An 11,627-nucleotide genomic window follows, 5' to 3' on the forward strand; every position below is an offset into this window, starting at 1 on the left:
CCAGCGCGGCGGGCCCCTCCCTCTCGCCGAGGAGAGGGGATCGGAGCCGTGGCCCTTTACCTCTCCTTGGGGAGAGGTCGAAATCGCGATAGCGATTTCGGGTGAGGGGGCGAGAGCCGGCGTATCCGTCCGCGCTGCCTGGGGAGACGTCGATGGTACGGCTGTTCCATTTCAGCGACGACCCGGCGATCGAGCGCTTCGAGCCGCGGCCGGTGCGCATGCCGTCGGCGCGCCCGGCCGGACGGGAATGGCTGAACGGGCCGCTGGTCTGGGCGATCGATGACGCCCACGAGATGCTCTACCTGTTCCCGCGCGACTGCCCGCGGATCGTCGCCTGGGCAACGCCGCGCACGTCGCTGGCGGATCGGGAAGCATGGCTGGGACCGGGCGATCCCCGTGCCGTCGCCTTCATCGAAACCGCCTGGATCGACCGGCTGCGCGCTGCCGAGATCCAGCGCTACGAGCTGCCGCCCGCAACCTTCAGCTGCCTTGAGGATGCCGGGATGTGGGTGTCCGAGGCGCCGGTCGTGCCGTTCGGCCGTGTCGTGCTGAGCCGGCTCGACCACGAGGTGGCCCGGCGCGGCGTCGACCTTCGCGTCGTCGACTCCCTGGCACCGCTTGCCGCGCTATGGGACAGCAGCCTGCATGTCAGCGGCATCCGGCTGCGCAACTCCGTCACCTGGCCGCTGGCGCAATCGGGCACGTCGCGCTAGGATCGTTCGATCTTTGTTCCTGGAGGATCCGTGGCGAAACGGGCCGGCAGCGCCGATCTGCCCCTGCATCACGGCCGGGTGCCCGCCTGGCTGGGCCGGCGCATGGCCCGGCTGGGTGCGGTGATCGCCGAGGCGATCATCCACCATTACGGCCGCGACGAGCTCCTGCGCCGGCTGGCCCACCCCTTCTGGTTCCAGTCCTTCGGCGCCGTGATGGGCATGGACTGGCATTCCTCCGGCATCACCACCAGCGTCATCGGCGCGCTCAAGCGCGGCCTGCAGCCGATGGCGGGTGAGCTCGGCCTGCATGTCTGCGGCGGCCGCGGGTCCCATTCCCGGCAGACCCCGGCGGAGCTGATCGCGATCGGCCAGCGCGTCGGCCTCGACGGCGAGGCGCTGGCCAAGGCCAGCCGGCTGGTCGCCAAGGTCGACAGCGCCGCGGTGCAGGACGGCTTCGACCTGTACCTGCACGGCTTCATCCTGGCCGATGACGGGCGCTGGGTGGTGGTGCAGCAGGGCATGAACGGCGACAGCCGCCTGGCCCGCCGCTACCACTGGTGCTCCGAGGACCTCAAGAGCTTCATTGAGGCGCCGCACACCGCGATCGAGGGGCCAGGCCAGGGTGTGATCGTCAACCTGACCGACCGGCGGGCCGCGGCGTCGCGCCACCGCCAGCTCGACCTGCTGCGCGATCTCGGCCCCGACCGGCTGGTGGGCGAGGTCGCGGCGATCGAGGGCCGGGTGGTGCCGCCACCGCCGGAGCAGCCGTCGCTGCCGCATCTGGTGATGCCAGCGCATCACGACGTCCGGCCCAGCGACGTCATCCTGCGCCGGCTGCACGGCGCGCTCAGCGCCGCGGCCGACCGGGCGCCGGAGGATTTCGCCGAGCTGCTGCTGGTGCCTGGCGTCGGCGCCCGCACCGTGCATTCCCTGGCCATGGTGGCGGAGGTGGTGCATGGCGCGCCCTGCCGCTTCGCCGATCCGGGCCGCTTCTCCCTGGCCCATGGCGGCAAGGACCGCCACCCCTATCCGGTGCCGACCCTGGTCTACGACCAGACCATCGCGGTGCTGAAGACCGCCGTCGCCCAGGCCAAGCTGGGCAATGACGAGCGGCTGGACGCGATCCGCTGCCTTGACGACCAGCAGCGGCGGGTCGAGCGCCACGCCACCGGCCCGACCCTGCCGGAGCACATCGCGGTCGAGCGCCGGCGGTCGCACGACTATGGCGGCCGCAGCGTCTTCGGCTGGGAGCCGCCGCCGGCCGACGTCTCGGCCGATAGTCCGGGCAATGCCACGAAAATGCCTTGATTGGAGCCGGATCGAAGCTCCGGGCCGAACGTTATGTCGGTCGTACGTTGGTGGGTCCGGCCCGATGGGCCGCCCGGCAGCAGAAGGACAGGACCTATGATCTCGACTCGCCGCATTCTGGCGGGCGCCCTCGCCGCAGCCGCGGTCACGCTGGCGGTGTCGGCCCCGGCTTTCGCCGACAGCTGGAAGAAGCATGGCGGCTGGGGTTGGGGGCCGCCCTGGCGCCACCATGGCTACTACTACGATCGCGGCCCGGATGTGGTCGTGGTGCGGCCGCGCCCGCGGGTCTACTACGAGCCGTCGCCGGTCTATGTCGAGCGTCCGCCCGTCTACTATGAGCGTCCGCCGGTCTATTACGAGCGCCCGGCGCCGGTCTATGTCGCGCCGCCGCCCCCGGTCTATGTGGCGCCGACCCCGGGCATCTCGGTCAACATCCCGCTGCGCTTCGACTGAGGCAGGCAGAGATGGGCCGTTCCCTCGCCCGCATATCGCTCCTGGCGCTGCTGGCCTTGACCGCCGCCGCCCCGACCCTCCTGCTGCATCCGGCGGCGGCGCTGGCGGATGATGACGACGACGATGATGGCGGCTGGCGCCATCATCACGGCCACCGGCATTGGCGCGACGGGCCTCCGCCCTACTACTATTACCGGCCGCATCGCGACCGGGTGATCGTCTATGACGATGGGCCGGCCTATGTCGTCCGGCGCCCGCGGCCTGTCTATGTCGAGCCGCCGCCCCCGGTCTATGTGGCGCCGACGCCCGGCATCACCGTCAACATCCCGCTGCGCTTCGACTGAGCTCTCGGGCTCCCCAAGCCGGCTGTGGTCGCGTGCCGCAGCTGGCTTTTTGCTGCCCGCGCCAAATCCGCTTGCATTCGCTCGGCGAACCCGTATTTTGAGATTGCGAATGATTTGCAGTTGCTTTTGGGAAGAAGGCCAGGATGGCGATGCGCCGACCTCGCCATCTCCAACGGGACTGCGGTCACTCACGAGATCACGGATCGGGCGGGCTGGACGACCTAGCCGACGCCATCGTGAAAGCCGTCGATCCGTCGACGATCGGGCCGGTCCCTGGCTGGCGTTCCTCCGGCCCGATCCACACTCAGGCCTCCGGAGCCTCGCTCCGGAGGCCTTTTTCATGGCGTGCGGCGGGCCAGGATGACGCCGGCCAGCACCAGCGCGCCCACGACCGCCATGCCGATGCCGGCCCATTGCATGCCGTCGGTGATGGCCAGCTGGTTGTATTGCCACCAGACCTGGCCGCCACGGTTGCCCAGCACGGCCGCCACCTGCAGCGCGGTCCAGGCGACTCCGACGCGCAGCGGCCCGGCGCCGCGTCCCAGGATGGCGGCGAAGCCGGCCAGCATCGCCAGGGCATAGGCCGGGTCGCTGCCGACGCCCCAGGCCAGCGACACCGGCACCTGGATGTCGAGGCCGTACAGGGCCCACAGCACGACAGCCGCGGCCAGCGGGCCGGCAACCAGCAGGCCGAGTCCCGGATGCAGCGCCGCCGCCAGCAGCACCACGGCGATGGCCAGGTAGCCGATCAGCGAGACCTGGCCCAGCAGGTCGGGCACCGACCCGCCGCCCACCGTCGCGGCATGGACCAGCAGCGGCAGGCGGATGGCGTTCAGCCAGACGATCGGGGCCATCAGCAGCACCAGCGCCAGCACCGCCGCCGCGACCGCGGCCGGCGCGGCATGGGTGGTGGCCGCCGGCACCGCGGCGGTCGGCGCGCGCCAGGTCACGAAGGCCAGGGCCAGCGCCATCGCCGCCCAGAACAGATGGGGGCCCAGCGGGATCGCCAGGGATCCGGCCGCCGGCTGCAGCACCACGGCCACGGCATTGACCAGGATCGGCCCGAACAGCGTCGCCGCGGCGACCGCGATCACGGTGATGCGGCCGCCCGACCCTCCGCCCAGCCGGATCAGGTGCAGGTGGTTGCCGACCACCAGACCGGCGGCACCGACCACTGCCGCGATCCACAGCAGTGCAGGCAGCAGGATGGAATCCTCCGGCGCCAGGGGCTGGCGCAGCACGGCCAGGAATCCCAGCAGCGCGAGGGCCACCAGCACGCCGCCGGCGATGATCGGCGGGCGCTCGCCGCCCCGCCGGGCCAGGGCGGCCCAGCCGAGGAAGGGCAGCAGCGCCAGCAGCGACTCGGCCGTCACCAGCCCGTAGGCGCCGGCCTGCACCTGCATCGCCGGCAGCATCGCCGGGAACACCCCGGCATGCAGCAGCGGCAGGGTGCTGGCACCCAGTGCCAGGCCCAGGATCGGCCGCACCAGCAGGGCGGAGGAGGGTCTGTCGCCGCGAACCGCCATGCCGGTTCCTTTCCGAATCGCCGGACGAGATCCCCGACGGTCTACGGCAAAGGCGGCCGGGACTCCACCGCCGGGGTCAGAGGTCGATGCGCCAGCGCAGCGATTCGCCGCCGCCATAACCCTCCGCCTTGCGGAAGCGTTCGACCAGCCGACCGCCATTGGCCAGGATCACCCGCTGCGAGGCGATGTTGTCGGGATCGGTGGTCAGCTCGACATAAGCCAAGCCCAGCGCCCGCGCCTCCGGCAGCAGCAGCGCCAAGCCGCGCGTGGCGTAACCGCGGCCCTGCTTCCAGGGCACCACGCTGTAGCCGATATGGCCCAGCACATGCGGCGGCAGGGCGGCGGTGCCGGGCTGCCAGCGGAAGTTGACGCTGCCGCAAAATTCGCCGTCCCACAGCCAGCGGTGAAAGCCGGGCAGGCGCGGCACCGTGCTGCCGTCCGGCAGGGTGATCGGCCCGCCGCGCGCCTCGCGGTCGTCCAGCCCGGCGACGAAGCCGGCCGGATCCTGGGCGATCCGCTCCAGCTGCTCGCGGGCCGCCGCGTCCTTGCGGACGGTGTCCGGCGACCAGCCGCGGCGCAGCGCGTCGGCAAATCCGGGCAGATGATCGAGGGGCGGGGCGATCAGGTCGACGGTCATCCGTCCCTGGTACCGGAAAGCCCGCCCGCGGCGCAATGCCACGGGCGGGCCTCCGATCAGGCTACGGTCTCTCAGCGCTTGAGCGTGGCGGCCGCATCCTCGAGCGCCTTGGCGACCACCGCGGGGTGGGCGACGAAGGCGGTGTGGCTGCCGGTCACCGGCACCACATGGGCGCCGATGCGTTCGGCCTCCCAGCGCTGCAGGTCCGGGTTGATCACCCGGTCAGCGGTCGACACCAGGAACCAGGAGGGCAGCTTTTTCCACGCCGCGTTTGTCACCTTCTCGCCAAAGACCGCGGCCGCGATCGGGCCCTGGGTCGCGGCCATCACCGCCGCCTGCGCCGGAGTCGAGTCGGCAGCGAACGAACTGTGGAAGCGGTCGGCCGGGATGGTGGCGAAGCCGTCCGGGCCGGCCTTGATCGCGTCGGCCTCGACCGCCAACGGCTTGTTCTTGAACACGTCGGCCGCGGATTCGCCGGCATCCGGCGCCAGGGCGGCGACATAGACCAGCCCGGCCACCTTCGGATCGTCGACCTGGGTGATCACCACGCCGCCCCAGGAATGGCCGACCAGCAGCGTCGGCCCATCCTGCTGCGCCAGCACCCGCTTGGTGGCGGCGACGTCGTCGGCCAGCGAGGTCAGCGGGTTCTGCACCGCGGTGACGTGGTAGCCCTTGGCCTGCAGGGCGGCGACCACGCCGGCCCAGCTGGAGCCGTCGGCGAAGGCGCCATGCACCAGGACGATGTTCTTGACGCCGGCGGGCGCGGCCTCGGCGGCCTGGGCCATGCCGAGCGACAGGGCGGCGGCGGCCGCCAGGGCCAGGGCCTTCACGGAAACGCTCATAGGGGAAACTCCGGGCGCGTTGCGGGGTGGGGCCGGCCGGATCGCCGGCCCCGGCTGCGATCGTCAGGCGACGGTCAGGCGGACGTTCAGGCTGCCACGGGTGGCGTGCGAGTAGGGGCAGACGACATGGGCGCGGGCCACCAGGTCCTCGGCCACCGCGCGCTCCAGCCCCGGCAGGGTGATGGTCAGGCCGACATCCAGGCCGAAGCCCTGGCCGTCATCGCGCGGGCCGACACCGACATCGGCGGTCACCGTGCTCTCCGGCGCGACCTTCACCTTGGCCTGGCCGGCGACGAACTTGATCGCGCTCAGGAAGCAGGCTGAATAGCCGGCGGCGAACAGCTGCTCCGGGTTGGTGGCGTCGCCGCCCTGGCCGCCCAGCTCCTTCGGCGTGGTCAGGGCAACGGACAGCTTGCCGTCTTCGCTGGTGGCCCGGCCGTCGCGGCCGCCGGTGGCAGTGGCCTTGGTGCGATAGAGGATGCTCATGATCGGTCTCGCTTGTTCGGGAGCGGCACGACGCCGCTTGCGAGAAATTAGATATCGCACAATTGAATTGCCCGCTATGCGATGCGCGAGAGGGTGGCTATGCGAAATTGAATGGTGCGCAATTCATTTGCCTGGAGTATCCGGTCGGATTGACCTTTCCATCCCCAGCCGGGGAGCCCCCCGATGCCCGACACCCTCGACGCCCCGTACCGCCTGACCGACCAGCTGTGCTTCGCCGTCTATTCCACGGCGCACGCCTTTAACCGCGTGTACAAGCCGCTGCTGGACCGGATCGGCCTGACCTATCCGCAGTATCTGGTGATGCTGGTGCTGTGGGAGCGGGACGGCCTTGCCGTGAAGGCGATCGGCGACCAGCTGTTCCTCGATTCCGGCACGCTGACGCCGCTGCTCAAGCGCCTTGAATCGGCAGGGCTGGTCGAGCGCCGCCGCAGCCGCGACGACGAGCGCGTGGTGCACATCCACCTGACCCCGGCCGGCCGGGCGATGCAGTCGGAGGTGGCGACGGTGTTCGAGGGAATCGGCTGCGCCTCCGGCCTGACGGCGGAGACGGCGGGCAAGCTCAAGGACGCGCTGGAGGCGGTGCGCCGTCAGCTGCAGGCCAGCGCCGCCGCCTGATGGCGGCGGGCCTGGCCGCCAGTCGTCAGCCCTTCTTGTCGGTCGACGGGTCCAGCAGCCGGTGCAGATGCACCACGAAATAGCGCTTCTGGGCGTCGTCCACCGTCGCCGCCGCCTTGGCCCGCCAGGCGGCGTAGGCTTCGGCATAGTTCGGATACAGGCCGACGATGTCGACCTTGGACAGGTCGGCGAACTCGACGCTCTGGGTGTCCTTGAGGTCGCCGCCGAGGACGAGGTGCAGGAGCTGCTTGGGCTGGTCGGTCATGGCGCTCACTTGGTGCCGAACATGCGGTCCCCGGCATCGCCGAGGCCGGGGAGGATATAGGCGTTGTGGTCGAGTTCGCGGTCCAGCGCCGCGGTGTAGATGCGCACATTGGGGTGCTTGGCATGCAGCGTCCGCACCCCTTCCGGCACCGCCACCAGCGCCATGAAGCGGATCAGCTCGTCCGGCACGCCGTGGCGGTTCAGCACGTCGACGGCATGGACGGCGGAGTTGCCGGTGGCCAGCATCGGGTCGACCGCGATGAAGATGCGGCCCTGCGGCTCCGGCAGCTTCACCAGGTATTCGACCGGCATCTTGGTGTCGTGGTCGCGGTACAGGCCGATATGCCCCTGGCGGGCGGAGGGGATCAGCTCGATCAGCCCCTCGGTCATGCCCAGCCCGGCGCGCAGGATCGACACCAGCGCCACCTTCTTGCCCAGCAGCACCGGGGCGTCCATCGGCTCCAGCGGCGTCTCGATCCGCTCGGTCGTCATCGGCAGGTCGCGGGTGATCTCATAGCCCATCAGCAGCGAGATCTCGCGCAGCAGCCGGCGGAATCCGTTGGTCGACCGTCCCTTGTCCCGCATGTGCGACAGCTTGTGCTGGATCAGCGGGTGGTCGAGGATGAAGAGGTTGGGGAATTCGGGCAGCGTCTTCATCGGGCCTCGGTGCACGGTGTCGGCCCGACCATACAGGGTGGGGCCCGCCGTTCCAAGGGCCGGGCCACCAGCCGAGGTGTCGGCTTTTCGCGTTGCCTCTCCCGCTTGCGGGAGAGGTCGGAGACGCGAAGCGGCTCCGGGTGAGGGGATTTCGTCGAGGCCGGGACCAGCCCTCACCCGGTCTCACTACGCGAGCCCGACCTCTCCCGCGTCCGGCAGGAGAGGCAAGGCGAAAATCAGAGCCTGTTAGGACTTCTCCAGCGCGAAGCCCTCGTCCAGCCAGCCCGTGATGCCGCCGATCATGATCTTCACCGGCCGGCCCAGCTCCGCCAGCTTGAGCGCGGCCCGGTCGGCGCCGTTGCAGTGCGGCCCGGCGCAATAGACCACGAACAGCGTGTCCTGCGGCCATTTGGCCATGCGCTCGGCGGTGATCGTCCGGTGCGGCAGGTTGATCGCGCCCGGGACATGCCCCGCGGCATAGGCCTTCGGCCCGCGCGCTTCCGCCAGCACGAAGCCGGGGGTGCCGGAGGCCAGGGCCTCATGCACGTCGGAGCAGTCGGTCTCGAAGGCCAGCCGGGCGCGGAAATGGGCCAGCGCCTCGGCGGCGGGCGCAGCGGGAATGGCGGTGACGGCGTTGCTCATGATCGGTCTCCCTGTCAGGCGGGCGGCACTGTGCCCAAACCGGACGGAGCGGGCCATTGGCACGGATGACAGCGATCGGGCAGATCTTGCCAAACCGCTTCCGTCCGCCCTTGATGCGGCAGCCTTCTCCTTGTCGTCATTCCCGCGAAAGCGGGAATCTCTTGCCGGTCAAAGCGTGACGAGATCCCCGCTTTCGCGGGGATGACGGGTTGGGGAGGCTGAAAAGGCCCTCCGCGCGGTCAGGGGCGGAAGAAGCGGTGGCCGCCGATGGTGATCAGATAGGCGTCGGGCGTGGCCCAGGCCGGGGCGCCGACGCGCGCGGGGGCGTAGAAATGGGTGGCGCCGCGGGTCGGGTCGGTGAAGATGCCCGCCATCATGTGCAGCGCCACCGACCAGGCGATGCGGAAGCGGGTGGCGTCGCGGATGGTCAGGTCGCCGGTGGTCCAGGGGAACTGGCCGCGGTCGGCGATCACGCGGCAGATGGTCTTGGGATAGGCCGGGTCGCGCAGCCGGTTCAGCACCACCTGCGCCACCGCCAGCTGGCCCAGCCGGGTCTCGCCCTGGGCCTCGAAATACACCGCATAGGCCAGGCAGCGGGCCTGGCGCAGCATCAGCGGCCGCAGCCGCGCATCGGTCAGCCGCAGCCGGCTGACGATCAGGCGGCGGATCTGGTCGGGGCTGGTGCCGCCGCGGATGGCGGGCGGGGGCACCTGGCCCGCGGCCGGCGCGTCCGGCCGGCTCGGGATCAGGCTGCCCGGCGTCTCGTCGGACGGCATGATCCAGCCTTCGCCCAATTCCTGGGGGGCCAACTCCTGGGCGCGCAGCCCCGGCGCCAGGCACAGCACCAGCAGCGCCGCCAGCAGCGGCGTGAGCAGGGCCGGACAGCGCATCAGGGCGGCGGGGGCGGGAACAGCGGCAGGTCGACCGAGCCGTCGGGGCCGGTCAGCGTCACCGAGCCGGGCTCGATCCGCTCGACACGCCAGCCGGACAGGTCGTCGCCCGGCCGGGCGGACACGACCTCGCCGGTGTCGTCGCGGCGCAGCAGCGCCACGGACTGATCGCCGGCCAGGATCACGCCCTGCACCGTGACCTGGGGCGGCGGTTCGGGCGGGGCCGGCGGGGGCGGCGGCGCCTCGGCCACCGGCGGCGGGGGCTGCGGGCCGCGGCGGCTCGGGTTGAACAGCGGCCGTTCCACCGTCGCGGTCAGGTCCGACAGCTCCGGCGCCACCAGCGGCGTGGGGCGCGGATCCTCGGCCGGCGCCGCCGGCGGCAGCGCCGCCTGGGCGTTGCCGGACCGCACCACCGCCGGCACCGCGGCCGGATCGTCCGGCCCCAGCAGGTAGGAGACGCCGATCGCCAGCGGCCCCAGCACGACCAGCATGCGGGTCAGGGGATGCCACGCCATGTCAGCTGCCCTCCGGCCGGCGCATCACGCCGTAGACATCGACCGAGACCGTCAGCTCGGGATCCTCTTCGCCCTCGGACGATTCGGTGCGGATGGTGAAGGCGGGGATGAACAGCGGCGGCGCCCCCGCCTCGAAGGCCTGCAGGATGTTGCGCAGCACCTCGATCCGGGCGGCGAAGCTGGCGCGCAGCCCGACCCGGCTGTAGCCGCCGGGGTCCTCCACCGCCGGCAGCACGGTCATGCTGTCGATCCGGCCGCCCTGGGCGGCGACGACGCCGGAGACCAGCTGCTGCAGCGCGGCGCCGGCGATGGCCGGGGTGGCGCCCTGCAGCGCCGGCGTCTCCCCGCCCGCCGCGGCGATCAGCGCGGCCTTGCGCTCTTCCAGCCGGTCGTGGGTCAGCGACAGCCGGGCCAGCAGCGCCAGCTCCTGCCGCAGCCCGGCGGCGGTGTTGTCGGCGTCGCGGATGGCGACCGCCCCGGCGGCGAAGCCGACGCCGATGCCGACCAGCAGCAGCAGCACCAGGCCGATGGCGGTGAAGCGGCGGACGGCCGGGCTCAGGTCGATGGTCATGGCGTCGCGCCTCCCGCCACCAGCGCGGCGCTGATGGCGAAGCGGTCCTGGCCGCGCTGCGGGTCGCGCACGCTCGGCGCAGCGAAGGCGACGGACCGGAACTGCGGCAGCGCCGACAGCACCGGGATCAACCCGGCCGAATCATCGGCGAAGCCGCCCAGCCGCAGGGTGCCCTGCTCCAGCGACAGCTCGGTCAGCCAGGCGCCGTCAGGCAGGGCCTGGCTGACGGTCTCGATCAGGGTCGAGACATAGGGCGTGGCCCGGCGCTGGGCGCCGAGATAGGAGCCCGCCTCCTCCAGCGCCCGGATCTCCGCCTGCAGGGCGCTGGCCGAGGCGGTCTGGGCGCGGGCGGCAGCCACCTGGTCGCGCAGGCCGGACACCACCGACCAGTGCCCGGCGACGGTCCAGACCAGCCAGGCCGCGGCGAGGACGGCCGGGGCGCCGAGGCCGAGCCCGCCGATCCAGCCCAGGCGCCGCAGCGCCCGGCGGCGTTCGGCATCGATGTCGCGGCGCAGGTCGGGGCCCGGCGGCGCCAGCGGATCCTCGCCGGCCAGATCGACCACATCGGGGGCCCAGCCGGCGGCGCCGGCTGCCTGCACCGCGGCGTCGACCTGCTCGCGCGGCATCGCCGTCAGCTCGACCGCCAGGGTGGCGGCGTCGCCGGTCGGGGGCAGGCGGCGGGCGCCGAAGGCGACGGTGCCCGGCGGCCAAGGCGTCAGCCGGTCGATCTCGAAGCGCAGCACCCGGCCCAGCGACGATTCGGCCTCGCGCGGCAGCACGATGCGGCGGCGCAGCCCGGCCTCAGCCGGGAAGCGCAGGACGACCTCGGCCCCGCGGCGATTCAGCGACGTGGCCGGGACATGGCCCAGCGGCACGTCGCGCAGCACCTTGCGGCCGCGGCTCTCGACCAGCCGGGCGCCGTCGTCGCGCCACAGCAGGATCAGCCGGCGCCGGCGCAGGACCGGGCGGAACAGCCAGCGGTCGGGCACCAGCCCGGCCAGCTCGCCCCCCCACCAACGCAGAAACACCGCCGCTCGACGGATCATGCCGGCGATCATGCCGGGTCCTCCCCCACGCGCCGGCCGAAGCCGGCCTCCCGCCAGTCCAGGACACGATAGAAGCTCTGGCCGTCCGCGGCGACCC

16 protein-coding genes are annotated in these 11,627 nt (G+C 72.0%); 5 read left to right on the forward strand and 11 right to left on the reverse strand.

The features are described 5' to 3' along the window. Positions 1-152 precede the first annotated feature (152 nt). From ABDW35_RS21665 to ABDW35_RS21680, 4 genes are all read left to right on the forward strand, one after another. Positions 153-713: a DUF6886 family protein gene (locus tag ABDW35_RS21665; RefSeq protein WP_343715955.1), complete on the forward strand. Its 561-nt coding sequence runs from the start codon at positions 153-155 to the stop codon at positions 711-713. A gap of 30 nt (positions 714-743) precedes the next feature. Further along, positions 744-2,021 (forward strand): DUF763 domain-containing protein, encoded by a 1,278-nt coding sequence (locus ABDW35_RS21670; protein ID WP_343715956.1) that lies wholly within the window; start codon positions 744-746, stop codon positions 2,019-2,021. A 96-nt stretch (positions 2,022-2,117) separates the two neighbouring features. After that, positions 2,118-2,474, forward strand: coding sequence for a hypothetical protein (locus ABDW35_RS21675; RefSeq protein WP_343715957.1), 357 nt, complete (start codon positions 2,118-2,120; stop codon positions 2,472-2,474). Positions 2,475-2,485: 11 nt separating this feature from the next. Then, positions 2,486-2,818 (forward strand): hypothetical protein, encoded by a 333-nt coding sequence (locus tag ABDW35_RS21680; protein ID WP_343715958.1) that lies wholly within the window; start codon positions 2,486-2,488, stop codon positions 2,816-2,818. A 338-nt stretch (positions 2,819-3,156) separates the two neighbouring features. Here ABDW35_RS21680 and ABDW35_RS21685 read toward each other — a convergent pair whose 3' ends face one another. From ABDW35_RS21685 to ABDW35_RS21700, 4 genes are all read right to left on the reverse strand, one after another. Beyond that, positions 3,157-4,344, reverse strand: coding sequence for a hypothetical protein (locus ABDW35_RS21685; RefSeq protein WP_343715959.1), 1,188 nt, complete (start codon positions 4,342-4,344; stop codon positions 3,157-3,159). Between the two features lie 76 nt (positions 4,345-4,420). Next, positions 4,421-4,981 (reverse strand): GNAT family N-acetyltransferase, encoded by a 561-nt coding sequence (locus ABDW35_RS21690; protein ID WP_343715960.1) that lies wholly within the window; start codon positions 4,979-4,981, stop codon positions 4,421-4,423. Positions 4,982-5,052: 71 nt separating this feature from the next. Further along, positions 5,053-5,823, reverse strand: coding sequence for an alpha/beta hydrolase (locus ABDW35_RS21695; RefSeq protein WP_343715961.1), 771 nt, complete (start codon positions 5,821-5,823; stop codon positions 5,053-5,055). A 63-nt stretch (positions 5,824-5,886) separates the two neighbouring features. Next, the gene (locus ABDW35_RS21700) at positions 5,887-6,309 is read right to left on the reverse strand and encodes an organic hydroperoxide resistance protein (RefSeq protein WP_343715962.1); all 423 of its coding nucleotides are present in this window, start codon (positions 6,307-6,309) and stop codon (positions 5,887-5,889) included. 183 nt (positions 6,310-6,492) lie between these two features. Here ABDW35_RS21700 and ABDW35_RS21705 point away from each other — a divergent pair, with 183 nt between their 5' ends. After that, positions 6,493-6,945: a MarR family transcriptional regulator gene (locus ABDW35_RS21705; protein WP_343715963.1), complete on the forward strand. Its 453-nt coding sequence runs from the start codon at positions 6,493-6,495 to the stop codon at positions 6,943-6,945. 25 nt (positions 6,946-6,970) lie between these two features. On the opposite strand, the gene ABDW35_RS21710 is transcribed toward ABDW35_RS21705, so the two are convergent. The 7 genes from ABDW35_RS21710 to ABDW35_RS21740 form a co-directional block, all read right to left on the reverse strand. Next, the gene (locus ABDW35_RS21710; RefSeq protein ID WP_343715964.1) at positions 6,971-7,210 is read right to left on the reverse strand and encodes a DUF4170 domain-containing protein; all 240 of its coding nucleotides are present in this window, start codon (positions 7,208-7,210) and stop codon (positions 6,971-6,973) included. Positions 7,211-7,215: 5 nt separating this feature from the next. Continuing rightward, positions 7,216-7,866 (reverse strand): uracil phosphoribosyltransferase, encoded by a 651-nt coding sequence (gene upp, locus ABDW35_RS21715; RefSeq protein WP_343715965.1) that lies wholly within the window; start codon positions 7,864-7,866, stop codon positions 7,216-7,218. 246 nt (positions 7,867-8,112) lie between these two features. Next, on the reverse strand, positions 8,113-8,508 hold the full coding sequence (locus tag ABDW35_RS21720; protein WP_343715966.1) for a rhodanese-like domain-containing protein: 396 nt from the start codon (positions 8,506-8,508) through the stop codon (positions 8,113-8,115). Positions 8,509-8,747: 239 nt separating this feature from the next. Further along, positions 8,748-9,398, reverse strand: a complete 651-nt coding sequence (locus ABDW35_RS21725; RefSeq protein WP_343715967.1) for a cell wall hydrolase — start codon at positions 9,396-9,398, stop codon at positions 8,748-8,750. Next, positions 9,398-9,913: a hypothetical protein gene (locus ABDW35_RS21730; RefSeq protein WP_343715968.1), complete on the reverse strand. Its 516-nt coding sequence runs from the start codon at positions 9,911-9,913 to the stop codon at positions 9,398-9,400. Before ABDW35_RS21730 ends, ABDW35_RS21725 begins: the two co-directional genes overlap by 1 nt. A gap of 1 nt (position 9,914) precedes the next feature. Continuing rightward, complete coding sequence (gene gspM, locus ABDW35_RS21735; protein WP_343715969.1) at positions 9,915-10,484, reverse strand: type II secretion system protein GspM; 570 nt, start codon at positions 10,482-10,484, stop codon at positions 9,915-9,917. Further along, entirely contained in the window at positions 10,481-11,542 is a 1,062-nt protein-coding gene (locus ABDW35_RS21740; protein ID WP_343715970.1) for a PilN domain-containing protein, read from the reverse strand. The genes gspM and ABDW35_RS21740 overlap by 4 nt, the downstream gene beginning before the upstream one ends. Between the last annotated feature and the right edge of the window lie 85 nt (positions 11,543-11,627).

Origin of the sequence: Inquilinus sp., assembly GCF_039594555.1 — a bacterium.
Classification (GTDB): Bacteria; Pseudomonadota; Alphaproteobacteria; order DSM-16000; family Inquilinaceae; genus Inquilinus.